The following is a 25215-nucleotide window of genomic DNA, read 5'->3' on the forward strand; positions in this document are numbered from 1 at the left end:
ACAGAAGGGCCGGAAACCAATCCGGCCTTTTTTTGGTTTTGGCGCCGGCGTTTGACCGGGGCCTGCACGTTGGCGCACTGCGCCTGGCCTGATCATTGGAAGTCATGGAATACAGTCCTCCGCCACTTTTCAAACAAGGCGCCTCCGCCCGCGTCAAGATGATGGTGTTCGCCGGCATTTCTATCGCCCTGCTGCTGGTCGATTCGCGCATGCACGCGCTGACGGCCGTGCGCCAGGCAGTCGGCACCGTGCTGTATCCGGTGCAGATGGCGGCGCTGGTGCCGCGCGACGTGGCACTTGGCGTCGGCAATTACTTTTCTTCGCTGTCCGCCCTGGAAAAACAGGTGCGCGACCTAAAGCATGAGCAAATCGCCTCGGCGCAGATCCTGCAGCAGGCGCAGCTCAACATCGTTGAAAACAACCACCTGCGCAAATTGATGGAAGCGCGCGAGCGCGTCCCCGTCAAGACCATGATGGCTGAAGTGCTGTATGACACGCGCGATTCGGCCACGCGCAAGATCGTGCTGGACCGGGGCATCCAGCATGGCGTGGAACTGGGCCGCCCGGTGATCGACAACCTCGGTGTGGTGGGGCAGGTCACGCGCGTGTTCCCGTTCACCTCCGAAGTGACCTTGCTGACGGATGAAGAGCAGGCCATTCCCGTGCAGCTGCTGCGCAATGGCGTGCGCAGCGTGGCCATCGGGCGCGGCAAGTCCGGCACCATGGAGCTGCGCTTCACGGCCCCCAGCGCCGACATCCAGATCGGCGACATCGTCATTACCTCGGGCCTCGACGGCCTGTATCCTGCCGGCCTGGCCGTGGCGCGCGTGACCTTGGTCGAGCGCAATGCGCATGGCCCGTTCGGCCGCGTCGTGTGCCAGCCGCTGGCCGGCATCGAACGCAACACCCAGCTGCTCATCCTGATGACGTCGCCCGAGATTCCACCGCGTCCGCCCGCTGAAGATATCAAGACGGGCCGCAAGATCGCCGGCAAGATGGCGCCGATCAAGGATCCGGCCAAGGATGCCGCCGCTGCGGTGCCTGCCGCCGCGCCTGCCGCCAAGCCGCCTGCCGCCAACGCGGCTGCGCCCGCGCCCGCAAAACCTGCGACGCCAGCGCCCGCACCCGCCGCCGTGCCACCGAAGGAAGCGACACGATGAACCGCCCGCATTACATCCTGCTGCCGGTCAGCCCCCTGTTCATCGGGTTTTCCCTGCTGTGCGCTTTTTTGCTGAATCTGCTGCCGTGGGGGCAGTTCGTCGGCGTGCCTGATTTCGTCGCGCTGGTGCTGGTCTTCTGGGGCATCCACCAGCCGCGCAAGGTCGGCATCGGCGTGGCGTTCTTCATGGGCCTCATGATGGACGTGCACGACTCGACCCTGCTGGGCGAGAATGCGCTGGCCTACACCTTGCTGTCGTACTTCGCCATCATGATGCACCGCCGCGTGCTGTGGTTCCCCATCCTGACGCAGGCGCTGCACGTGCTGCCGCTGCTGCTGCTGACGCAGGCGCTGCAATTGCTGACGCGGCTGATCGTTTCGGGCCGCTTCCCCGGCTGGCTCAATTTCATCGAGAGCTTCGTCGCCGTGGCCCTGTGGCCTTTTGTGACGTGGATCTTGCTGGCACCGCAGCGTCGCGCCGTGGACCGCGACCATAACCGTCCGATCTGACGAGCGCCTGCCATGACTGAACTCAAGAACACCGAGCGCGAACTGCATTTCTTCCGCATGCGCCTGACCATCCTGGGCGCGCTCGTCTTCGTCTGCTTTTCGCTGCTGCTGGCGCGCTTCATCTGGCTGCAGGTGATCAAGCACGAGGACTATGCGACCAAGGCCGAGGACAACCGCATCGCCGTGGTGCCGATCGTGCCCACGCGCGGCCTGATCCTCGACCGCAACGGCGTGGTCCTGGCGCGCAATTACTCGGCCTATACGCTGGAAATCACGCCATCGAAACTGAGCGCCAGCCTCGATTCCGTGATCGACGAGCTGTCGACCCTGGTGCAGATCGACATCAAGGACCGCCGCCGTTTCAAGAAGCTGCTGGAAGAATCGAAGAACTTCGTCAGCGTGCCGCTGCGCACGCGATTGACGGACGAGGAAGTGGCGCGCTTCACGGCGCAGCGTTTCCGCTTCCCCGGCGTCGAGGTACAGGCGCGCTTGTTCCGCCAGTATCCGATGGGCGAGGTGGCCTCGCACGTGGTGGGCTTCATCGGCCGCATCAACCGCAACGAAGCCAAGGCGCTGGAAGAGGGCGAGGACGCGGCCAACTACAATGGCACCGACCATATCGGCAAGGAAGGCCTGGAAAAAAGCTACGAGAAGCAGCTGCATGGCACCACCGGCTATGAAGAAGTGGAAGTGTCGGCCGGCGGGCGCGCCATGCGCACCCTGTCGCGCACGGCGGCCACCCCCGGCAATAACCTGATCCTGTCGATCGACATCGAACTGCAAAAAGTGGTCGAGGAAGCGTTCGGCGAATGGCGCGGCGCGGCCGTGGCCATCGACCCGGCCACGGGCGACATTCTCGCCTACGTCTCCAAGCCTGGCTACGATCCCAACCTGTTCGTCGACGGCATCGACCAGCAAAGCTGGAATGAACTCAATACCTCGCTGGACCGGCCGATGGTCAACCGGCCCCTGTCCGGCACCTACGCGCCCGGCTCGACCTTCAAGCCCTTCATGGCGCTGGCCGCACTCGAATTGGGCAAGCGCACGCCGAGCCAGTCGATTTCCGATCCCGGTTTCTTCATCCTCGGCGGCCATACCTTCCGCGACGACAAGGTGGGAGGCCACGGCACGGTGGACATGCACAAGTCCATCGTCGTCTCGTGCAACACCTATTACTATCAGCTGGGCCGCGACATGGGCATCGACGCCATCCACGACTTCATGAAGCCGTTCGGTTTCGGCCAGCTGACGGGCATCGACCTGAATAACGAAAAGACGGGCGTGCTGCCGTCGACGGAATGGAAGCGCAACCGTTTCAAGACGCCGCAGCAGAAAAAATGGGTGGGCGGCGACACGATTTCGGTGAGTAACGGTTCCGGCTACAACTCGTATACGCCGCTGCAGATCGCCCACGCGACGGCCAACCTGGCTAATAACGGCGTGGTGATGAAGCCGCATCTGGTGAAAATCATCGAAGACGCGGCCACGCGCGCGCGCACCCTGACGGTACCCAAGGAAAGCTACCGCATTCCGCTCAAGCAGGAAAACATCGACACCATCAAGCGCGCCATGGTCGGCGTGACCAGCGAGCAGGGCGGCACGGCCGCGCGCATCTTCACCGGCGTGCAGTACACGGTGGGCGGCAAGACGGGGACGGCGCAGGTGGTGGGCATCAAGAAAAACGAGAAGTACAATGCCAAGCTGCTGGCCGAGCGCCTGCGCGACAACGCCTTGTTTACGGCCTTCGCGCCGGCCGACAAGCCGCGTATCGCGATTGCCATCGTGGTGGAAAACGCGGGCTTCGGCGCCGGCGTGGCCGCCCCGATCGCGCGCAAGGCGCTCGACTACTACCTGCTGGGCAAGCGTCCGAGCGACAAGGAAAAAGACACCACCAAGGTGCCCAAGGAAGATGTCGACGAAGTGCGCACCCTGGAAGAAATCACTGACGAGCAGGCCGCCCCGGCGACTCCTGCCAGGCAATAAGGAAGCACATGCCCATTAACGAGAGGCGCTCGCTGTGGCGGCGCGCCAAACCCTATCTGGCGGTGTTCGATCCGCCGCTGATGATCATCATCCTGATGCTGCTCAGTACCAGCCTGCTGACACTGTATTCGGCCAGCATCGGCATTCCCGGCAAGATCGAGGATCACCTGCGCAACATCCTGCTGTGCTTTTTCGTCATGTGGGTGGCGGCCAACGTCACGCCGCAGATGATGATGCGCATCGCCGTGCCGGCGTACACGGTATCGGTGATCTTGCTGGTGGCCGTGGCGCTGTTCGGCACCATCAAGCTCGGTGCGCGGCGCTGGCTGCATATCGGCGTGATCGACATCCAGCCGTCCGAATTCCTGAAGATCGCCACGCCGCTGATGCTGGCCTGGTTCTTCCAGCACAATGCGGGCGCCCTGCGCTGGAAATCGTTCCTGATGGCGGCGATACTGTTGCTGGTGCCCGTCTATCTGATCGCGCGCCAGCCCGACCTGGGCACGGCGCTGCTGGTGGTGGCGGCCGGCTTTACCGTCATCTTCCTGGCCGGCCTGTCCTGGAAGGTGCTGGCCGGCTTGCTGATCACCTTTGTTTCCTGCCTGCCGATTGCCTGGTCGCACCTGCATGATTACCAGCGCGACCGCGTGATGATGCTGATCGACCCGACCAAGGACCCGCTGGGCAAGGGCTTCCATATCATCCAGTCCATCATCGCCATCGGTTCCGGCGGCATGACGGGCAAGGGCTGGACGCACGGCACGCAAGCCCACCTGGAGTTTGTTCCGGAACGCACGACCGATTTTATTTTTGCCGTGTATTCCGAGGAATTCGGCCTGGTTGGTAACTTGATCCTGATGCTGATGTATTTGCTGCTGGTGGGACGGGGGCTGATGATCGCCGCCAACGCCCCCAGTTTTTTCACTCGCCTGCTGGCAGGAGCGATCACCATGATTTTCTTTACTTACGCCTTCGTTAATATGGGTATGGTCAGCGGCATCGTGCCGGTGGTCGGCGTACCCCTTCCATTCCTCAGTTATGGCGGCACCGCGCTGCTGACCCTGGGCGTGGCCACCGGTATCCTGATGAGCATTCAGCGCCACCGCAAGCTGGTGCAGACCTGATGCGCGCGCCTTTCGATACCTTCGCCATGCGCGGATTGAGCCTGGCCGCTTTGCTGACCCTGGCCGCCTGTGGCACCACGCCGCAAAAGCCCGCATCGAATAACGTGCCGCTGCCATCCGGCGGCAAGGTCAAGGTGCCCGTGCGCCAGGATCCCACCCTGCCGGTATTGCCGGCGGCCGGCTCCGGGCGCGGCGGCTACTACAAGGATGATGGCCCGGGCGACAATCCGCCCGCCAACCTGCGCGACGTGCCCGACGCGGAAGTGCGCAACGAGCCGTATTCGACGCGCTCGAACCGCCCCTATGTCGTCTTCGGCAAGACGTACACGCCGATCACCGACAACGAACCGTTCAAGCAGAAGGGCACGGGTACCTGGTATGGCAAGAAATTCCATGGTCAGCGCACTTCGTCGGGCGAAATCTACGATATGTACAAGATGACGGCGGCCCATCCGACCTTGCCGATTCCATCGTATGCGCGCGTGACGAGCATCGACAGCGGCGAGCAGGTGATCGTGCGCATCAACGACCGCGGCCCGTTCCACGCCACGCGCGTCATCGACGTGTCCTACACGGCGGCGCTGAAACTGGGCTTCCTTGGCAAGGGCAGCCACCAGGTGGTCGTCGAACGCCTGCTGCCAGCCGATATCGACGCCATCCTGGCGGCCCGTGCGGCGCCGAAGCCTGTACCTTCCGTGGTGGCCATCTCCATCGACACGCCCGTGGAAACGGGCGCCGTGGTGCAGCCGGAAGTGTCGTCGCAGATGCTGCCCGTCGATGCGACGGTGGCCATGCCGGCACCGGCGGCGCTGGCCAGCGGCTTTTATCTGCAGTTGGGCGCCTACTCGCGCGCCGACAATGCGGAATCGGGACGTTCGCGCCTGGCGCCGTATGCGGCGGGCCTCGGTACCTTGGGCGTGGTGCAGGCTGGTAACCTGTTCCGCCTGTACGGCGGACCGTTCTCCAGCCGCGCCGAAGCGGCACGGGCGGCGGCGAATTTACCGGAATCGACAGGCATCAAGCCTATCGTCATCCAACGCTAGCTACTTACAACTGCGCAATTCCTGCTCCGGGAATTGCGTTTTGATTTTCTCCAGCCGCGCGCGCGTGGCGGCGTCGAGGTCGCGGAACTGGTAGGCGAACTGCTTGCTGGCGCTGTAGCGCGGTGCGACGCGGGCGCTGTGCACGCCCTGTTTGTTGAGTGAAGCCAGCTGGCTTTGCGCGCTGGTTTCCGACTTGAACACGCCCAGCGAAATGCCCCAGCGCAGCGGGCTGCTTTCATTCATGATGAAGTAATTCGTCACGCCCAGCTGCTTCAATTCGCCGGCCTTGCGGTCGGCGCCTTCCTTGCTGCCCTGTGGCGGGATGTACACCATATAGCTGGAAATGTCCTGGCCGGCCACGTTGCGGCGCGACTGGCGGTCGCCCAGGTCCAGCGCCGCCACTTGCGCCTCGAAGCGGCGCCCGTCCGCCAGCAGGAAATTGCCCACTTCCGTACAGGCATACGATGTCGGTGGCGCCGGTGCCGCTGCCGCTGCCGCCGGCGTCGCGGCTTCTTCGGAGGCTGGCGGCGCCGCGGGCGCCGTGGCCTGCGCCTGCGTCAGCAAGGTGAGTTTATTCGCCTGCAGCTGGTTTTTCAGGCGCGCCGGTTCGCGCGTCTCCGTGCGAAAACTGCCCAGATAGCCCTGGCCGATGGCCAGCACCAGCAGGTTGACTCCGGCCAGCAGCCAGAAGACGAATTTCAGCATACGTGGTTTCCTTGTGTTCCTGCGGCCCCGGCGCGCGCGGCCGCCTGCAGGCCGAGCATGACGATATTATCGACCAGGTGCAGCGGTACCGCCAGCGCCAGGGCCGGCGCGATGCGTGCTGCGGCGCCGCCCGACAACAGACAGGCGCTGGCGCCGTGCATGCGCACGGCCCGTTCGATGGCGCCCGCCTGGGCCGCCAGGCAGCCGGAGAGGATGGCGTCGTCCGTGTTGTCGGCAAAGCCGGCCGGCAGCGCGGCGTCGCTGGCGATTTGCGGCAGTTGCGCCGTATTGCGCGCCAGCGAGCTGGCCATCAATCCCAGTCCCGGCAAGATCATCCCGCCAAGGAAAACGCCGTCGGCCGTGATGGCGTCGATGGTGGTGGCCGTGCCGCAATTGGCGACGATGACGGCCTGGCCGGGTGCCAGCGCGTGCGCGCCGATGGCGGCGGCAAAGCGGTCGCAGCCCAGCTGCGATGGCGTGCGGTAGCCGTTCGTCAGTCCTGCCAGCTGCGGCAGCGAGACAAAGTCGCGGGCCACGACCGGCAGCATGGCGCGCAGGCGCGTGCCGATGACGGTGCCGGCCACGTTCGACAGCAGCACCTCATGGATGGCGAGTGTCGCCCACTGCGCGGCCAGGGTGTCGATCTGCGCATGCGCGACGGCGCCGCTGGCCAGCCAGCCGCCGGCGGCACTGTCGGCAGCCACGAGTGCCCATTTGATGCGCGTATTGCCGGCGTCGATCAGCAGCAGCATGCGCTTACTCCCCAATCAGGCGCAAGGACACGTCGCCGGACATGACTTCCTGCAGCCCGTCATCGCTGCGCAGCAGCAGGCGGCCCAGGTGGTCCACGCCGGCCGCCACACCTTGCTGCAGCAGCTGGCCGTTGTCGAGGATTTTCACGTGCTGGCCCTGCCAGGCGTGCAGTGCGTTCCAGCGTTCGGCAAACGGCGCAAAGCCCGTGTCGTCGAATTCGGCCAGCACGCCGGCCAGGCGGCTGAGCAGGGCCGCCACCAGGGTATTGCGCTCCATCTGTGCCAGCCAGGGCACGGCCGAGACGCTGCGGCCGATCTGCCGTTCCAGTGCATCGGGCATCAGCAGATTGATGCCGCAGCCGATCACGGCCCACACGCCGCCGTCCGCTGCCTGCTGCGTCTCGACGAGGATGCCGGCCAGTTTATGGCCATCCTTGAGCATATCGTTCGGCCACTTCAGCTGCACCGGCACGCCCAGCGCCGTCATGGTCTCGGCCAGCGCCACGCCGACGGCCAGCGGCAATCCCACCAGCTGATGCAGCGGTCCCTTGAAGCGCCAGGCCAGCGAGAACATCAGGCTGGCGTCCGGCTGCGATACCCACGGCCGCCCGGCGCGCCCCCGTCCGGCCGTCTGCTGGCCGGCGATGCGCAGGGTGGGGCCGGCCAGGGTGGCGCAGCGCGCCAGCAGGTCGGCATTGGTCGATCCAGTTTCATCGATCACTTCGATGGCCACGTGGGAGGCGCCCGTGGCGCAATGGGCGGCGATGGCCGCGCTGTTCAAGTCTGAGTGCTTCGTCATGGTGGTCGGTTCAGTTGCGCGCCTTGTGCGGCGCATTCGCGAAGGCCCGGTCGTAGACGGCATTGGGCAGCGCGCGCAGCAGCTTGGCGACGACGCCCATCTGCCACGGGATCACGCGATAGCTGTCGCCGTCGGCGATGGCGCGCGCGGCGCGCACGGCGAATTTTTCGGCCGGCATCAGGAAGGGCATGCGGTAGGCATTGTGGCGCGTCATCGGCGTGTCGATGTAGCCGGGCGTGATGGTGACGACCTTGATACCAGCCGGTTTCAGTTCCAGGCGCAGCGATTCGCAGTAGCTGATGACGGCCGCCTTCGAGGCGCTGTAGGCTTCGGCGCCAGGCAGGCCGCGAATGCCGGCCACGCTGCCGATGCCCACCAGGCGTCCGCTGCCCTGGCTTTTCATGGCGGCGATGAAGGGCGCGAAGGTGGCGACGGTGGCCGTGACGTTGATGGCGATCAGGCGCGCGAAGGCGTCCAGGTCTTCCGCGTGCTCGCTCAGGGTGCCGTAGGACACGCCGGCGCTGGCGATGACGACGTCGATGCCGCCGGCATGGGCGATGAAGTCGGCGGCCGCGTTTTTCAGGGCGGCGTGGTCGCACACATCGACGGCGTAGGCGCGGTGGCGTTCAGGGTGGGGCAGGGAGGCGATCAGTTGCTGCAGCGTGTCGCCGCGGCGGGCCAGCAAGCCCAGATGGGCGCCCTGGCGCGCGTACTGCAGCGCCAGGGCGGCGCCCAAGCCGCTCGACGCGCCCGTGATGAATACGCTGTAAAGCACGCGTTGCATCAGGCGATGCCCGGGCGCGCCAGGGAAGTGGCCATGCTTATTTCTTTTCCGCTTTGGCTTTCGCGACCAGCACGTCCATCACGCTGAGCGCCTGGGCGTTCAGCTGCTCTTCGTTCTTGGCCGACTTGCTGCCCTGATCGGCTTGCGACGGCGAGGTGATGTAGCGGCCATCGATGGCGATCATGGGCCAGAACGTCACGTTATAACCCTGCATCATGGCGTCCGCGCGGCGCACGCGGGCCGAGACACCCATGGAACGGTAGGTGTCGATGAATTTCTGGCGGTCCACGCCCTGTTTGGCGACGAAATCGAAAACGGCGTCGTCGGTGTTCAGGCGGTTGCGTTCCACGTGCATGGCGTGGAAGACGCTGGTGTGCAGCTTGTCGACCAGGCCCATGGCTTGCAGGGTGAAGAACAGCCGCTGCTGCGGCGCCACGCTGTCATCGCGCGACACGTGCACGCGCTTGAAGACGATGTTGTCGCCCTGTTTCTTGACCCAGGCGGCCAGCTGCGGTTCGAGCACGTTGCAATGCGGGCAGTAATAGGCGAAGAATTCCGTCACTTCGATTTTCTTGCCCGCATCCGTCACCTGCGGCGTGGGCAGGGTTTCGTACTCGACGCCGTTTTTCGGGTCTGCCGGCGAGGCCGATGCGCCCATGGCGGCCGTGCACAGTGCGGCGGCGATCAGGATGTTCTTCAGAAAACGCATGCTGGTTCCTTATTTTTGGTTGCGGACGACGGCGACGTCGATGCCGTTTTCAGACAGTTTCGTGCGCGCGCGGTTCATCGCTTCGAGCTGGTTGAACGGCCCGACGCGCACGCGGTGCAGCACGCCGGCGTCGGTGCTGCGGTCGCTGATGGCCGCTTCGAAGCCGAGCAGCGCCAGTTTGCCGCGCGTGCTTTCGGCGTCCGACATGTCATGGAAGGCGCCGGCCTGCAGATAATAAATCCATTTGTCGTTGGCTGCATCGGCCTTGGCCTCTTTCACGTCGGCCTTGGCTTGCGGTGCTGCTGGTGCTGCCGCCGGCGTTTTCGGCGCCGGCTTGTCCTTCAATGTACCGATCAATTCCTGCAGCGCGTCCGGCGGCGGCGCCTTCGGCTGCTGCGCTGGCGCCGGTGCAGGGGCAGTCGGCTGCGTCGGCGTGACGATCTCGCGCGGCTCCTTGGAGAAGTCGCGCGCCGCTTCCTTGGCCGCTTCCTTGTTGCCGTACATCGGCTTGTTCGGATCGGCGATCTGGCCGGCCGTCGGTTCGGTCGATTTGCCGGCCTTGCCCGACTTGTCGGTGAAGGGCGAGGCGCCCTTGGTGATCACCAGGGCGACCACCACGGCGATACCCAGGCCGATGACCAGGCCGATGATGATGCCGACCAGGGTATTGCCCTGCTGGCGCCGGGTCGAAGAGAAACGGGAAGCGTGATTCATTGACGGTTTGACCTTCGCGATTACATTTTGTTTGGCGCGGATACGCCGATCAGTGCCAGGCCGTTGCGCAGTACCTGGCGCGCGGCGATGACGAGGGCCAGGCGGGCCATCTTGACGGCTTCGTCCTCGACCAGCACTTTTTCGGCGAAGTAGAAGCTGTGCAGGTTGGCGGCCAGGTCGCGCAGGTAGAAGGCCACCTGATGCGGTCCCAGTTCCGCTTGCGCGCGCGCCAGCATTTCCGGGTAGGCGGCCAGGGTCGCCAGCAGGGTCGCTTCGGTCGGTGCCGTCAACGGGGAAAGGTCGACGTTGGCGACCGTGCTGGCATCGCCGCCCCAGTTTTCCAGGATGCGGCAGATGCGCGCATGCGCGTACTGCACGTAATAGACGGGGTTTTCATCGGTGGTTTTCAGCGCCACATCGACGTCGAAGACGAATTCCGTGTCGGCCTTGCGCGAGATCAGGAAGAAGCGCACGGCGTCGCGGCCCTTGGCGATGTCGCCGCCGCCCGACCATTCGATCAGGTCGCGCACGGTCACGTAGGAGCCGGCGCGCTTCGAAATCTTGACTTCTTCGCCGTCCTTCATGACGGTGACCATCTTGTGCAGCACGTAGTCGGGGTAGCCTTGCGGGATGCCCATGTCGACGGCCTGCAGGCCGGCGCGCACGCGCGCGATGGTGCCGTGGTGGTCGCTGCCCTGGATATTGATGGCTTGCACGAAGCCGCGCTGCCATTTCACCAGGTGATACGCCACGTCCGGCACGAAATACGTGTAGGTGCCGTCCGTCTTGCGCATCACGCGGTCCTTGTCGTCGCCGAAGTCGGTAGTGCGCAGCCACAGCGCGCCATCCTGCTCGTAGGTGTGGCCCGCCTTGATCAGGGTTTCGACGGCGCTATTGACCTTGCCGTCCGCGTACAGCGACGATTCCAGGTAGTAATTGTCGAACTTCACGCCAAACGCCTGCAAGTCGATGTCCTGCTCGTTGCGCAGGTAAGTCACGGCGAACGGGCGGATCGAATCGATGTCTTCCACGTTGCCGTTGGCCGAAGCCGGCTGGCCATCGCTGGCCGAGACGGTCTTGCCGGCCTTGAAGTCGTTGGCGATATCGGCGATGTAGTCGCCGTTGTAGGCGGACTCTGGCCATTCGGCGTCGCCCGGCTTGAAGCCGCGCGCGCGCGCCTGCACGGAATTGGCCAGGGTCTGGATCTGCACGCCCGCGTCGTTATAGTAAAACTCGCGCGTCACTTGGTAGCCTTGCGCGTCGAACAGCGAGGACAGGGCGTCGCCCAGGGCCGCCTGGCGGCCGTGGCCCACGTGCAGCGGACCGGTCGGGTTGGCCGAGACGAATTCCAGGATGACCTGCTTGCCGGCGCCTGCCGTGCTGCGGCCATAGCCGTCGGCTTCGCTCAGGATGGTTTTCACCACGGCCTGCTTGGCGGCGTTTGACACGCGCACGTTGATGAAGCCGGGACCGGCAATTTCCACTGCCTCGATCAGGCCCTTGCCGGCCGGATTGGCCAGCACGGCCGCAACGATGGTTTGCGCCAGTTCACGGGGATTCTGTTTCAGCTGCTTGGCCAGTTGCATGGCGATATTGCAGGCGACGTCGCCATGCGATGCATCGCGTGGTCGCTCGAGCACCACGGCAGGCGCTAGCGTAGTGCCGGCCAGGACGGGAGCGAGGGCGGCCTGGAACAGGGCGATGATTTCTTGTTTCTGTTGGGCGAGCATGAGCAGGATGGCGGCGGAACCGCGTTAAGAATGAATAGAATGAATCAAAAAGCAAAACGGACGGCCAGTACCCAAGCCGCCCAGACTGCGTTAATTATACTGGTTTGCTGCCGGGAACAATACGCCGGCAGGCAGTGTGCCCGTGCCGGCGCATTTCACGATATTATCAGGACAGCATGCCCATGTTGGTGCACGAAAACATCAGCATGGGGCATTCTGCTTGTATATATGCAGTTTTTTGCCGCAATTTACAGGTATCGCTGCAATCGCTTGGGCCAGAGGGCGCCACAAACGCTACAATCGACCCTTTATTGATGACGCGCGGCCGCGACTTTGCCACCATGCAGCCCGCCGCGCGCAGCCACACCGGATAACTATGAACAAGCGCCCCACGCTGAAATTGAAAACCAAGCCGGCGCCAGGCCAGGCGCCTGCCGCACCAAAACTGCGTCCCAGCTACCATCCCGACCTGAAACCGGTCTTGCAGCCAGGCTTCCAACCCGATTTGCGTGCCGACTCGCTGGCGTTTTGCCTGTTGGGCGCGGCCAATGCCGTGGCGCAAGTGCGTACGGGCACGGCCCTGCCGCAGGCGCTGGCCAAGGTGTTTGTGCAATCGAACGCCAGTCCGCAGGCGCGCGGCGCGATCCAGGATATTTCCTACCGCACCATGCGCCAGCTGGGCCGCAGCGAAACCCTGGTCGGCCTGATGACGTCGAAGGCGCCCGAGCCGCCGATGCTGGCCGCGCTGCTGTGCTGTGCGCTGTCCCTGATGTCGGCCGAGCCGGGCGAACAGCCGTACGAAGAATTCACGGTGGTCGACCAGGCCGTCACGGTCGCCACCTCGCACCCTGACCTGGCGCACGCCAAGGGCATGGTGAATGCCGTCTTGCGCCGTTTCTTGCGCGAGCGCAAATCCTTGCTGGAAGCGGCCCTGCAGCAACCGTTGGCGCAATGGAATTATCCGCAGTGGTGGATCGACTCGCTGCGCCTGGCTTATCCCCGCGACTGGCAAGCTATTTTGACGGCCGGCAATGCCGTGCCGCCCTTGACCTTGCGCGTGAACCGCCGCAAGAGCACGGTCGAAGCGTATCTGGCCGTGCTGGCCGAGGCGGGCATTGCCGCGCGCCAGGTGGGACCGTTCGCCGTGCGCCTGGACAAGCCGATCGGCGTGGCCCTGATCCCCGGCTTCGAGCAGGGCGTCGTTTCCGTACAAGATGCTGGCGCGCAACTGGCCGCGCCGCTGCTGGACTTGCATGATGGCATGCGCGTGCTGGACGCCTGCGCGGCGCCCGGCGGCAAGACGTGCCACATCCTGGAACTGGCCGACGTGCAGGTGACGGCCATCGACGCGGACGCCAAGCGCCTGCCGCGCATCGCGGAAAACCTCGAGCGCCTGGGCCTGGACGCCACCCTGAAGGCGCAGGATGCGCAATCGAGCGCGTGGTGGGACGGCCAGCAGTACGACCGCATCCTGGCCGACGTGCCGTGCACGGCCTCGGGCATCGTGCGCCGCCATCCGGACATTCGCTGGTTGCGCCGCAAGGGCGATGCGTTCCAACTTGCAACACTTTCATCCAAAATTCTGGACAACCTGTGGCAGATGCTGCGCCCCGATGGTAAATTGCTGTTCGTGACATGTTCATTGTGGCCGCAAGAATCCGAGGCACAGGCGGCGGCATTTGCGGTACGCAATAATGCAACCCGATTGACAGCGCCTGGCCAGCTGTTGCCGACTGGCAGCGCGGAGCAGGACCACGACGGTTTGTTCTATGCGCTCTTCCAAAAAAATGCGGCTTGAGCGATTCGTCGAACCTTATCCTACGGACTACACCGGCACACTTGTGACAACACGACTCTTCCGACTCCTGGCCCTGCTGCTGATGCTGGCATGTACCATGCCACGCGCGCATGCCGCCGACATGGTCGACATCACCCGTGCCTACATCGAGTCGGGCGAAGAGGGCTACAAGCTGGCCGCCACGTATTCCTTCGAGCTCAATCACGATCTCGATGACGCGGTACAGCATGGCGTACCGCTGTATTTCACGACAGAAATCGAACTGACCCGGCCCCGCTGGTACTGGTTCGATGAAAAAGCCATCGTGGCGCGCCAGACCAGCAAGCTGTCCTACAACGTGCTCACGCGCCAGTATCATGTGTCGGGCGTCGGTTTGCAGCAAAGCTTCCCCACGCTTGACGATGCGCTGTTCCTGATCCGCCGTCCCAGCCGCTGGCTGGTGGCGCGGCGCGGCGAGCTGAAAGTGGGGCAGACGTATAACGTCACCTTGCGCATGGGCATGGACCGCGACTACCTGCCCAAGCCGATACAGGTCAATGCCTTCAATAACAGCGACTGGCGCCTGGCTTCGAATAAAAAAACCTTCTTGTATACGGCGGAGTAGTGAGTCAAGCATTGCGCTATCTGCTGGTGGTGGGCGGCGGCATTGTCAGTATCCTGCTGTTCCTGCTGGCGTCGGCTTCCGATAATTCCGGCTTTTTCGACCGTTACTACACTTGGCTGCTGGGCCTGAACGCGGCCGTCGCCGTGTCGCTGCTGGCGCTGGTGGGCATTTCCCTGGCCCGCCTGTACGCGCGCTACAAGAGCGGCAAGTTCGGCTCCAAGCTGATGACACGTTTGGTGATGCTGTTCGCCGCCGTCGGCATCCTGCCGGGCCTGGTGATTTTCCTTGTGTCAGTGCAATTTGTTTCCCACTCGATCGAATCCTGGTTCAACGTCAAGATCGAAGCGGCGCTGGAATCGGGCATTGAGCTGGGCCGTGCCGGCCTCGACGCGGCCTTGGTCGAGCTCGACCACCGGGGCCGCAAGGCCGTCGAAGAAATGGGCGCCGACCCGGTGGCCGGCCCGGCCGTGCTGACCAGTCTGCTGCGCGAAGAGGGCATGCAAAATGCCATGCTCGTCAGCGGCGACGGCGTGCTGCTGGCCAGCGCCGGGCCGCACAGCGCGGCCGACTTGCCGACGCCGGCCATGCTGGTGCAGGCGGCCTTGCCGGCCGGCTATGCCTCGGCCGAAGGTGGTCTGGAGTTGCACGATGATGGCGCGGAATCGGGTGGCGGTGGTTTCCGCTCGGGCCTGCCAGCGTCGCTGGAAACGGCGGCCAGCCTGCGCCTGCGCGTGCTGGTAGCCGTGCCGGGACCGTCCGTCTCGCCCCGCTATTTGCAATTGCTGCAATCGGTGCCGCCCAAGCTGGCGACGAATGGCGAAGTGCTGCGCGCCGCCTACAGCGAATACAAGGAACGTTTCGTCGCGCGCGTGGGCTTGCGCAAGATGTATATGGAAATTCTCACCCTGACCTTGCTGCTGGCCATCTTTGGCGCCATCGGCAGCGCTTTCCTGATCGCCGGCAACCTGGCCCAGCCCCTGCTGCTGCTGGCCGAAGGCACGCGCGCCGTGGCCGAGGGCGACCTGTCGCCGCGTCCCATCGTTGCCACCAAGGATGAACTGGGCACCTTGACGCAGTCGTTCAATATCATGACGCGCCAGTTGCTCGATGCGCGCACGGCTGTGGAAAGCAACCGCGCCGCCCTGCAAAACGCCAAGGCCCACCTGGAATCGGTGCTGGCGAACATGTCGGCCGGCGTGATGGTGCTCGACGGCGACTTCAAACTGGTGACCTGCAACGAGTCGGTCGAGCGCATCCTGCAGCATTCGGGCATGAGCATGGTGGGCCAGCCACTGGCGAATATTGCTGGAATGGAAGAATTTGGCGGCGCCATCATCAGCGCCTTCACGGCGCAAAGCGCGCAATCGGCGTCGGGCCGCAACCAGCAGCGATTGCACTGGCAGCGGCAGATCGAGATTCCGCGCCGCCTGGGCAGTAGTGCCGACGAGCATGACATTACCTTGCTGGCGCGCGGCTCGCGCCTGCCGCTGGAGTCCGGCAGCGGCTACATCGTCGTCTTCGATGATATTTCCGACGTCATTTCCGCGCAGCGCTCGATCGCCTGGGGCGAGGTGGCGCGCCGTCTGGCGCATGAAATCAAGAATCCGCTTACGCCGATCCAGCTGTCGGCCGAGCGCCTGCAGATGAAGCTCGAAGGCAAGCTGGAGCAGCTCGATGCCGACCTGCTCAACCGCGCCACCACCACCATCGTCAAGCAGGTCGATGCGATGAAGCGTATGGTCGACGACTTCCGCGACTATGCGCGCACGCCGCCGGCCGTGCTCACGCCGCTGCGCCTGAACGAGCTGATCGAGGAAATCCTGAACCTGTACCTGCGCGGCGACGATGGCGACATCATCCACCCGCTGCTGGCGCCGAATCTGCCGATGGTGATGGGCGATCCGACCCAGTTGCGCCAGGTGATCCATAACCTGCTGCAGAATGCGCAGGACGCGATGGCCGACCTGCCGCCGGACTCGCCGCATCCGCGGATTGACGTAAGGACGGAAGCAATTCATTATCGCAGTGCGGACGGCGGCGTGAATATCGCCGTGCGGCTGGCCATCAGCGACAATGGCCCTGGTTTCGCGCCAAAAATCCTGGCACGGGCTTTCGAGCCCTACGTGACCTCGAAGGCGCGCGGCACGGGATTGGGCCTGGCGATGGTCAAGAAAATTATCGATGAACACGGCGGACGCATCGATATCGAGAACCGGGTCGACGGCAATGGCGCTTCGGTGGTCATTTTGCTGTTAAAGTTAGCTCCCGACACTCCTGCCCAGGAATTCCTGGCGTGAGGGTCTGGTTTAGTATTTAAAACACTAATAAAATCATAGTTGTCCGCCGTGTGCATCTTGTGCGCGACGGCCGGCGAAATGAGGAAGGCAAGACACGAATGGCAAACATACTCGTAGTGGATGATGAAATGGGTATCCGTGAGTTGCTCTCGGAAATTTTGGGCGACGAAGGACATGCTATCCAGCTGGCCGAAAATGCGCAGCAGGCACGCGAAGCGCGTGCCGCCGGTGCGCCGGATCTGGTATTGCTGGATATCTGGATGCCCGACACCGATGGCGTCACCTTGCTCAAGGAATGGCAGCGCGACGGTTTGCTGACCATGCCGGTGATCATGATGTCGGGCCACGCCACCATCGATACGGCGGTCGAGGCGACGCGCATCGGCGCCATGAACTTCCTGGAAAAACCGATTGCCCTGCAAAAACTGCTGAAGGCGGTCCAGCAAGGCTTGACGCGGGCCCAGGAAACCGTGCGCGCGCCGAGCGTGGCAGCGCGTCCCGTGGCGCCCGTGGTGGCCGAGGAAAGCAGCCATCCCGTGCCCAGCTTTGGCGGCAGCGCGCCGCAACAGCTGATGGTACGCCCAGGCATCGCCGTCCCGGCGGTGGCCGAAGGCCATGGCTACAACCTGTCGTTCGACTTGCCCCTGCGCGAGGCGCGCGACGCGTTCGAGCGCATGTATTTCGAACACCACCTGGGTCGCGAAGGCGGCAGCATGACCCGCGTGGCGGAAAAAACGGGCCTGGAGCGCACCCATTTGTACCGCAAGCTGAAACAGCTGGGCGTCGAACCGGGCAAGCTGGCCAAGAAAAGCCTGTGACGGCAGCCGTGCGGCGTCCGACGCCGCTGACCCTGGTCAGCGGTGGACGCGCCGCCGGGCGCGAGGCTGCCATCGCGCAAGCCTTGCCGCCGAACCAGCCGGCCGCCGTGATCCTCGAAGGCCTTGCCGATGGCAACGCCATCCTGGCCGACCTGGCCGAGCAAGTTTCCCCTTCTCCATCATTTCCCTTGCAACTGTTGCGCATCGCACCCGGTTGCCTGTGCTGCAGCGGCAATCTCGTATTGCGTGTAACATTGAATCGTCTGCTGCGCCATCCACCCGCGCACTTGTTCATCAGCCTGGCTGACGCCACGCACATCGAACAATTGCGCACCTGGCTCACCGCCAGTCCCTACGATGCCTTGCTGGCGCTGCAAGCGGACATCGTCGTTGCCTGACGATTTTTCGATCGACTTACCGCAGTCGCAGTTTGCATCTCGTTACAACTCTGTAGCCCGCAGGGTGGCCTGGCCGCTTGAAATGGCGGCGTGTGAACCCCACCTCTGTCCTGAAACCGCAGGAGCTTCTCCTGCTTGAGCGAAGGATGCAAAATGAACCTGATCTATAACAGCGAACAATACAGCGTCGTGGAATTCGGCATCGACGGCGACCTGGAAGCCCTGCGCTTTGGCGGCTATGAAATCGTCGACAAGGGGGGCAAACGCGAGACGTTTATCGCCGGCATCCTGGCGCAAAACTTCCGCCGCGACGTCACGGAGCTGATCGCCAGCGAACCGAGCATGGAAGAGATCGATGAATTCCTGGGCAGCTACGATTCCCTCATGAGCCAGCCCGTGCTGTTGCACTGATCGGATGGCCATCGCCGCCATACCAATCCGCCAGGCGGCGTGGTATGGTGGCCGTGTTATCCCGCTGCAAACAGACCATGTGCCAACTTCTCGGAATGAATTGCAATGTCCCCACGGACATTGTCTTTAGTTTTACCGGCTTCGCCATGCGCGGCGGCCATACCGATACCCACCATGACGGCTGGGGCATCGCCTTTTTCGAGGGCGCCGGCGTGCGCCATTTCGTCGACCACCAGGCGGCCATCGCCTCGCCCGTGGCCGAACTGATCAAACGCTACCCGATCAAGTCGCGCAACGTCATCGCGCATATCCGCAAGGCCACGCAAGGCCAGGTCGCGCTGGAAAACTGCCACCCCTTCGTGCGCGAACTGTGGGGCCGCTACTGGGTCTTTGCCCACAATGGCGATTTGAAGGAATTTCATCCTGTGCTGACGGGCAGTTACCGTCCCGTCGGCTGCACCGACAGCGAACTGGCTTTCTGCTACCTGCTGCAGGAACTGCACGCGCGCTTTGGCGACGCTCCGCCAGCCTTGCCGCAACTGCATGCGGCCCTGGGGGAGTTGTTGCCCAGCATCGCTGCCCACGGCACGTTTAACATGATGCTGTCGAGCGGCGAGGCGCTGTTTGCCCATTGCTCGACCAGCTTGCACTATCTGGTGCGACAACATCCGTTCCCAACTGCTAAACTCTCCGATGAAGACCTGAGCGTGGACTTTTCCCAGGTGACGACACCGCAGGACAGAGTGGCCGTGATCGTTACCCAGCCGCTGACGACAAATGAGCAATGGACGGCGTTTGCGCCGGGCGAATTGAAATTATTTGTCGACGGGATGGTGCAAGACACGCCAGTGCCCTAATTTGTTGACGACAATAAACTGGATTGCTGCCAAAATACCCACAGCGCGGGCGGAATTCAGCTAAAGTATTGTCAATAGTGAACCTTGATGCGGGCGCGGCGCGGCCGGTGTCACTCGACGTGATTGATGAAGAGTTAATGATCGATATTTCCAGCAACGACATCACCCCGAAACCCTTGCGCGTGCGCGAGTTTTATCTGGGGCGACAACCTATTCTTGACCGCAATCAAGCCTTGTTTGGCTATGAGTTGCTATTCCGCAACGCTCCGGTCGGTCCCGCCAACATTACCAGCGACCTGTCCGCTACGGCGTCCGTCATCGCCCACGCTTCCCAGCTGGGCATGGAAAAGGTCATCGGCGACGCGCTCGGTTTCGTCAACGTCGATGCCGACGTGATCATGAGTGACATCTTCGTGTTCCTGCCGCGTGAAAAAGTGGTGCTGGAAATCGTCGAATCGATGCCCGTCACGCCGGAAGTGCGCGCGCGCATCAGCGAACTGGTGGGCCATGGCTTCACCTTCGCGCTGGAAAACGTCGTTTCCGACACGGCGCAAGTGCAGGAACTGCTGCCGCTGGTGCAATACGTCAAGATGGACATGAGCACGGTCGATCCGAAAGTGCTGGCGGCCCTGGCGCCCCGTTTCAAGCAGGAAAACAAGAAACTGGTGGCGGAAAAGGTCGAGACGCGCGAAGAATTCAAATCGGGCCTGGACCTGGGCTTCGATTACTTCCAAGGTTACTACTTTGCCAAGCCCGCCATCATGACGGGCAAGAAGCTGTCGCCGTCGCAACTGGCAGTCATGGAACTGATGACGCTGGTGACGTCCGACGCCGACAATATGGATATCGAGCGCGCCATCAAGCGCGACGTGTCGCTGGCCCTGAATCTGCTGCGCCTGGTCAATACGCCGGCCGTGGGCGCGCGCCAGCGCATCGATTCGCTGAGCCAGGCCGTGACCGTGCTGGGCCGCCGCCAATTGCAGCGCTGGCTGCAAATCATGCTGTATGCGGAACCAAGCAAGCGCGGCCATAGCATGACGCCGCTGCTGATGCTGGCCACCACGCGCGGCCGTTTGCTGGAATTGCTTGCGCATAAACTGCGCCCCAACCACGCCCATTCGGCCGATATCGCCTTTACGGTCGGCATCATGTCCCTGATGGATACCCTGTTCGGCGTGCCGATGTCGGAAATCCTCAGCCAGATCGAAGTCATCGACGAAGTGGCCGAAGCGCTGCTGTCGCGCGAAGGTTTCTATGGCGACCTGCTGCGCCTGGCCGAATGCATCGAGCGCATCGAAGACATGGAAGGCGAGATCGTGCCAACCCTGCGCGACCTGGCCATGTCGCCGGACGACCTGGTGGAGCTGGAAATGGCCGCCTATGAATGGAGCGATAACGTCGTCCGCTACGCTTTGTAGGTCGGATTAGCGCGGCCGCCAGGCCACGCGTAATCCGACAACATTGTTGGCGATGACTGTGGTGTCGGATTACGCGCAAGCGCTAATCCGACCTACGCGACCCGTCCAAAAAAACAGCCCTGCACGGCGTCGCCGTGACAGGGCTTTTTTACGCCGCTACGCCGCCGCACCGGGCCAGTGCTTGTGCAGCTCGGGGTCGGTGCGCAGTTCCCACAGGGCCAGCACGACGACGGCGATACCGACGATCATCTCGTTCCACATGACGACGGGCTGATCGGCCAGCCGCAGCACCCACGGCGAGGCCGCCACCCACACGCCCACCAGCAGGTTGACGACGACGGCCCAGAAATAGGTCTTGTACAGGTCGAAGGCGGCCAGACCGGCGATCACCAGGCCCGAGACAAAGGCGTTGATCATCTGCGGTGACCCCTCGGGGTAGGAAAAGGCCCAAGGCGAGACGACGAGCCACAGGCCCAGCAACAGGATCACCTGATCCTGCCAGCGTTTCAGTTTGAAGTTGCTTGCCATATTACCTCCTTGCCAATTGAGAACGGGCCGGAGCGGGCATGCAGCATGCCGGCCGGCATACTGCGTTAGTGCGCTGCGGCGCGCGAAAAGTTCCGCGCGCCTTCTCACCGCTTATGACAGGTTCGGCGACAGCCAGCGTTCCACGTCCTCGATGCTGGCGCCACGGCGCTTGGCCATGTCTTCCACCTGGTCCATGCCGATCTTGCCGACGACGAAGTATTTCGACTCCGGGTGGGCAAAATAGAAGCCGGACACGGCCGCGCCGGGGAACATGGCGTACGATTCCGTCAGCTGCATGCCGATTTCCTCGGCCTGCATGACCTCGAACATCTGTTTCTTGACCGTGTGCTCGGGGCACGCGGGGTAGCCGGGCGCGGGGCGGATGCCGACATATTTCTCGGCGATCATGTCGTCGTTGCCCAGGTGTTCATCCGGCACATAGCCCCACAAATCCTTGCGCACGCGCTCGTGCAGGTATTCGGCGAATGCTTCGGCCAGGCGGTCGGCCAGCGATTTGAGCATGATGGACGAGTAATCGTCGTGCGCATCCTCGAAGCGTTTTTCGTATTTCTCGATGCCCAGGCCGGACGTGACGGCGAACATGCCGATGTAATCTTTCACGCCCGATGCCTTCGGCGCGATGAAATCGGCCAGGCACTGGTTTGGACGCTGCACGCCGTCGACCACGGGTTTGACGCCCTGCTGGCGCATGCCGTAGTAGGTGAACGCCACGGTACTGCGCGTATCGTCCGTGTACACCTCGATATCGTCGTCATTGACGCTGTTCGCTGGCAGCAAGGACACGACGCCATTGGCCGTCAGCCAGCGTCCGTCGATGAGCTTTTTCAGCAAGGCCTGGCCTTCCGCGTACACCTTGGTGGCCGCGTCGCCCACCACTTCATCCGTCAAAATGGCGGGGAAGGGGCCGGCCAGGTCCCAGGTCTGGAAGAACGGACCCCAGTCGATATAGTTGGCCAGGGTGGCCAGGTCGACATTTTTAAACAGGCGGCGGCCGATGAACTTTGGTTTCACGGGCGTGCAGGCGCCGTCGAAAGGCACGACCATCTTGTTGGCACGCGCTTGCGCCAGCGGCAGGATGGGCAGCGCCTTCTTGTTGGCGTGCTGTTCGCGGATGCGCGCGTAGTCGAGCTCGATGTCTTCCACGTACTTGTCGCGCTGCTCGGGTGTCAACAGCGACTGCGCCACGGACACGGAACGCGAGGCGTCCGGCACGTAGATGACGGGGCCTTCATAGTTGTGCGCGATTTTCACGGCCGTGTGGGCGCGGCTGGTGGTGGCGCCGCCGATCAGCAGGGGAATCTTGAGCATGCGGAAGTGTTCGTCGCGCTGCATTTCCTTGGCGACATACGCCATTTCTTCCAGGGACGGCGTGATCAGGCCGGACAGACCAATGATGTCCGCGTTTTCCACCTTGGCGCGCGCGAGGATTTCCGAGCACGGCACCATCACGCCCATGTTCACCACTTCGAAGTTATTGCATTGCAAGACTACCGTGACGATGTTCTTGCCGATGTCATGCACGTCGCCTTTCACGGTCGCCATGATGATCTTGCCTTTCGGCTTGGCGACGATGCCCGTGCGCTTTTCTTCCAGCAGCTTTTCTTCCTCGATGAACGGAATCAAGTGGGCCACGGCCTGTTTCATCACGCGCGCCGATTTCACCACTTGCGGCAGGAACATCTTGCCCTGCCCAAACAGGTCGCCGACCACGTCCATGCCCGCCATCAACGGCCCCTCGATCACGTGGATCGGGCGCCCGCCATTGTGCAGCAGCTCCTGGCGCGCTTCTTCCGTGTCTTCCACGATGAATTGCGTGATGCCATGCACCAGCGCGTGCGACAGGCGCGCCTGCACGGTGCCTTCGCGCCAGGCCAGGGTTTGCGCCTCGGCCTTGCCGCCCGCCTTCAGGGTGCCGGCAAACTCGATCATGCGTTCGGTCGAGTCTTCGCGGCGGTTCAGCACCACGTCTTCCACGCGCTCGCGCAATTCCGGGTCCAGGTTGTCGTACACGCCCACCATGCCGGCGTTGACGATGCCCATGGTCATGCCGGCCTTGATGGCGTGATACAGGAAGACCGTGTGGATGGCTTCGCGGGCGGGATCGTTGCCGCGGAAACTGAAGGACACGTTCGACACGCCGCCCGAGATCTTCGCGTACGGCAAGTTTTCCTTGATCCAGCGCGTGGCATTGATGAAGTCGACGGCGTAGTTGTTGTGCTCTTCGATGCCGGTGGCGACGGCAAAGATGTTCGGGTCGAAAATGATGTCTTCCGGCGGGAAGTCCAGCGCGTCGATCAGCAGGTGATACGCGCGCGCGCAAATCTCGATCTTGCGCTCGAAGGTATCGGCCTGGCCCTTCTCATCGAAGGCCATGACGATGACGGCCGCGCCGTAGCGGCGGCACAGTTTCGCCTGGCGCAGGAATTCCTCTTCGCCTTCCTTCATGGAAATCGAGTTGACGATGGCCTTGCCCTGCACGCATTTCAGGCCCGCTTCGATGACCGACCATTTCGACGAGTCGACCATGATGGGCACGCGCGAAATATCGGGTTCCGAGGCGATCAGGTTCAAAAAGCGCGTCATGGCGGCCAGCGAATCGAGCATCGCTTCATCCATGTTGATGTCGATCACTTGCGCGCCGTTTTCCACTTGCTGGCGCGCCACGGACAGGGCTTCGTCGTATTGCTCGTTGAGAATCATGCGCGCGAACGCTTTCGAACCCGTGACGTTGGTGCGCTCGCCCACGTTGACGAACAGCGACTCGTCATTGACGACGAACGGTTCCAGGCCCGCCAGGCGCAAGTCGTGCGATGGCGCCGGCACGGTGCGCGGCGTGTTTTTCGACAGCAATTGCCCGATGGCGGCGATGTGTTCGGGCGTGGTGCCGCAGCAGCCGCCCGCCATGTTCAAAAAGCCCGCGTCGGCAAATTCGCGCAGCAGGGCGGACGTGTCGGCTGGCAACTCGTCAAAGCCCGTGTCGCTCATGGGGTTGGGCAAGCCCGCGTTCGGGTAGATGCAGACGAAAGTGTCGGCGATCTTGGCCAGCTCTTCCGCGTACGGACGCATCAGGGCGGCGCCCAGCGCGCAGTTCAGGCCGATGGTCAGCGGTTTCGCGTGGCGCACGGAATTCCAGAAGGCAGGCACGGTCTGGCCCGACAGGATGCGTCCCGACGCATCCGTGACGGTGCCGGAAATCATCAAGGGCAGGCGCACGACGGTCGGGTTTTGCTCGTAGAACAGGTCGATGGCGAACAGGGCCGCCTTGCAGTTGAGGGTATCGAAAATGGTTTCCACCAGCAGCACGTCGGCGCCGCCTTCCACCAGGCCCTGCGTCTGCTGCAGGTAGGCGGCCACCAGCTGGTCGAAACTGACGTTGCGCGCGGCCGGGTCGTTGACGTCGGGCGAGATCGACGCCGTCTTCGGCGTGGGCCCGAGGGCGCCGGCGACGAAGCGCGGCTTGTCCGGCGTGGAATATTTGTCGCAGGCGGCACGCGCCAGTTTTGCCGCCTGCACGTTCATTTCATAGGCCAGGTGGGCCATGTGGTAGTCGTCTTGCGCGATCGTCGTGGCGCCGAAGGTATTCGTTTCGATCAGGTCGGCGCCGGCCGCCAGGTAGCGCTCGTGGATTTCCTGGATGATGTGCGGCTGCGTCAGGGTCAGCAATTCATTATTGCCCTTGACGAACAGTTCGCGCGCGCCACTGTCGGCCGGCGCGGTGAAATCGATGAAGCGGCCAGCGGGGCCGCCACGGTACGCTTCTTCGTCGAGCTTGTATTGCTGGATGATCGTGCCCATCGCGCCGTCGAGAATCATGATCCGTCGCGCAAGAATGGCGCGCAAGGTGGCTTCGGTCGGGGACATGGCGGGGATCACGGTATCGTTCATTTCATGCTTTCAATAGGCAAACGGGCGGCGGCGCGGCGACAAGACAGGTACGAGGCGGATGCGGCCAGCAGGATCAGCTGACGGAGAGTGCCGGCCGGGTAGGGCAGGCAGAAGGTGGCAATCGCCTGATTTCACCGGGTCTAAAATTATACGGCATCAGGCTGCTTT

Annotated in this window: 22 protein-coding genes; 13 read left to right on the top strand and 9 right to left on the bottom strand. The window is 63.3% G+C overall.

Features of this window, described 5'->3' with window-relative positions:
* Positions 1–104 precede the first annotated feature (104 nt).
* The 5 genes from mreC to FG13_RS22550 are packed head-to-tail and all read left to right on the top strand — an operon-like array spanning position 105 to position 5819.
* Positions 105–1160: a rod shape-determining protein MreC gene (mreC, locus tag FG13_RS22530; RefSeq protein ID WP_035824491.1), complete on the top strand. Its 1056-nt coding sequence runs from the start codon at positions 105–107 to the stop codon at positions 1158–1160.
* Complete coding sequence (mreD, locus tag FG13_RS22535) at positions 1157–1669, top strand: rod shape-determining protein MreD (RefSeq protein WP_035824494.1); 513 nt, start codon at positions 1157–1159, stop codon at positions 1667–1669. The genes mreC and mreD overlap by 4 nt, the downstream gene beginning before the upstream one ends.
* Positions 1670–1681: 12 nt before the next feature.
* Positions 1682–3652 carry a penicillin-binding protein 2 gene (gene mrdA, locus FG13_RS22540; RefSeq protein ID WP_035824496.1) on the top strand — a complete coding sequence of 657 codons (1971 nt, stop codon included), beginning with the start codon at positions 1682–1684 and terminating at the stop codon, positions 3650–3652.
* Positions 3653–3660: 8 nt separating this feature from the next.
* Entirely contained in the window at positions 3661–4776 is a 1116-nt protein-coding gene (gene rodA, locus FG13_RS22545; RefSeq protein WP_035824498.1) for a rod shape-determining protein RodA, read from the top strand.
* The gene (locus FG13_RS22550; protein ID WP_035824500.1) at positions 4776–5819 is read left to right on the top strand and encodes a septal ring lytic transglycosylase RlpA family protein; all 1044 of its coding nucleotides are present in this window, start codon (positions 4776–4778) and stop codon (positions 5817–5819) included. The genes rodA and FG13_RS22550 overlap by 1 nt, the downstream gene beginning before the upstream one ends.
* Here the strand turns inward: FG13_RS22550 and FG13_RS22555 are convergent, their stop codons facing one another.
* Genes FG13_RS22555 through argS form a run of 7 tightly spaced genes read right to left on the bottom strand, consistent with a single transcriptional unit; the run spans position 5820 to position 12012 of the window.
* Positions 5820–6524 carry an SPOR domain-containing protein gene (locus tag FG13_RS22555; RefSeq protein WP_035824502.1) on the bottom strand — a complete coding sequence of 235 codons (705 nt, stop codon included), beginning with the start codon at positions 6522–6524 and terminating at the stop codon, positions 5820–5822.
* On the bottom strand, positions 6518–7276 hold the full coding sequence (locus FG13_RS22560) for a type III pantothenate kinase (RefSeq protein ID WP_035824506.1): 759 nt from the start codon (positions 7274–7276) through the stop codon (positions 6518–6520). The genes FG13_RS22555 and FG13_RS22560 overlap by 7 nt, the downstream gene beginning before the upstream one ends.
* A gap of 4 nt (positions 7277–7280) precedes the next feature.
* Positions 7281–8075, bottom strand: a complete 795-nt coding sequence (locus FG13_RS22565) for a biotin--[acetyl-CoA-carboxylase] ligase (RefSeq protein WP_035824509.1) — start codon at positions 8073–8075, stop codon at positions 7281–7283.
* A gap of 10 nt (positions 8076–8085) precedes the next feature.
* Positions 8086–8859 carry an SDR family oxidoreductase gene (locus FG13_RS22570; protein ID WP_035824511.1) on the bottom strand — a complete coding sequence of 258 codons (774 nt, stop codon included), beginning with the start codon at positions 8857–8859 and terminating at the stop codon, positions 8086–8088.
* Positions 8860–8896: 37 nt separating this feature from the next.
* Positions 8897–9568 carry a thiol:disulfide interchange protein DsbA/DsbL gene (locus FG13_RS22575; protein ID WP_035824513.1) on the bottom strand — a complete coding sequence of 224 codons (672 nt, stop codon included), beginning with the start codon at positions 9566–9568 and terminating at the stop codon, positions 8897–8899.
* 9 nt (positions 9569–9577) lie between these two features.
* Positions 9578–10282, bottom strand: a complete 705-nt coding sequence (locus FG13_RS22580; protein ID WP_035824514.1) for an SPOR domain-containing protein — start codon at positions 10280–10282, stop codon at positions 9578–9580.
* A 20-nt stretch (positions 10283–10302) separates the two neighbouring features.
* Entirely contained in the window at positions 10303–12012 is a 1710-nt protein-coding gene (gene argS, locus FG13_RS22585) for an arginine--tRNA ligase (protein WP_035824516.1), read from the bottom strand.
* 376 nt (positions 12013–12388) lie between these two features.
* Here argS and rsmB point away from each other — a divergent pair, with 376 nt between their 5' ends.
* From rsmB to FG13_RS22625, 8 genes are all read left to right on the top strand, one after another.
* Positions 12389–13810: a 16S rRNA (cytosine(967)-C(5))-methyltransferase RsmB gene (rsmB, locus tag FG13_RS22590; RefSeq protein WP_035824518.1), complete on the top strand. Its 1422-nt coding sequence runs from the start codon at positions 12389–12391 to the stop codon at positions 13808–13810.
* Between the two features lie 97 nt (positions 13811–13907).
* Positions 13908–14414 (top strand): DUF4390 domain-containing protein, encoded by a 507-nt coding sequence (locus tag FG13_RS22595; RefSeq protein ID WP_225243733.1) that lies wholly within the window; start codon positions 13908–13910, stop codon positions 14412–14414.
* Positions 14414–16711: a sensor histidine kinase gene (locus tag FG13_RS22600; RefSeq protein WP_035824522.1), complete on the top strand. Its 2298-nt coding sequence runs from the start codon at positions 14414–14416 to the stop codon at positions 16709–16711. Before FG13_RS22595 ends, FG13_RS22600 begins: the two co-directional genes overlap by 1 nt.
* Before the next feature lie 98 nt (positions 16712–16809).
* Complete coding sequence (locus FG13_RS22605) at positions 16810–17529, top strand: response regulator (RefSeq protein WP_035824525.1); 720 nt, start codon at positions 16810–16812, stop codon at positions 17527–17529.
* On the top strand, positions 17526–17927 hold the full coding sequence (locus FG13_RS22610; protein WP_051959367.1) for a hypothetical protein: 402 nt from the start codon (positions 17526–17528) through the stop codon (positions 17925–17927). The genes FG13_RS22605 and FG13_RS22610 overlap by 4 nt, the downstream gene beginning before the upstream one ends.
* A 153-nt stretch (positions 17928–18080) precedes the next feature.
* Complete coding sequence (locus tag FG13_RS22615) at positions 18081–18338, top strand: BTH_I0359 family protein (RefSeq protein ID WP_035824528.1); 258 nt, start codon at positions 18081–18083, stop codon at positions 18336–18338.
* 77 nt (positions 18339–18415) lie between these two features.
* The gene (locus FG13_RS22620; RefSeq protein ID WP_081922850.1) at positions 18416–19195 is read left to right on the top strand and encodes a class II glutamine amidotransferase; all 780 of its coding nucleotides are present in this window, start codon (positions 18416–18418) and stop codon (positions 19193–19195) included.
* A 137-nt stretch (positions 19196–19332) separates the two neighbouring features.
* Entirely contained in the window at positions 19333–20613 is a 1281-nt protein-coding gene (locus tag FG13_RS22625) for an EAL and HDOD domain-containing protein (protein ID WP_035824533.1), read from the top strand.
* A 156-nt stretch (positions 20614–20769) separates the two neighbouring features.
* On the opposite strand, the gene FG13_RS22630 is transcribed toward FG13_RS22625, so the two are convergent.
* Together FG13_RS22630 and metH are read right to left on the bottom strand one after the other, a co-directional pair.
* Complete coding sequence (locus tag FG13_RS22630) at positions 20770–21141, bottom strand: SPW repeat protein (RefSeq protein WP_035824535.1); 372 nt, start codon at positions 21139–21141, stop codon at positions 20770–20772.
* Positions 21142–21252: 111 nt separating this feature from the next.
* On the bottom strand, positions 21253–25023 hold the full coding sequence (metH, locus tag FG13_RS22635; RefSeq protein WP_035828608.1) for a methionine synthase: 3771 nt from the start codon (positions 25021–25023) through the stop codon (positions 21253–21255).
* Positions 25024–25215: the final 192 nt, after the last annotated feature.

Origin of the sequence: Janthinobacterium sp. RA13 (assembly GCF_000745325.1) — a bacterium.
Taxonomy (GTDB): domain Bacteria; phylum Pseudomonadota; class Gammaproteobacteria; order Burkholderiales; family Burkholderiaceae_D; genus Janthinobacterium; species Janthinobacterium rivuli.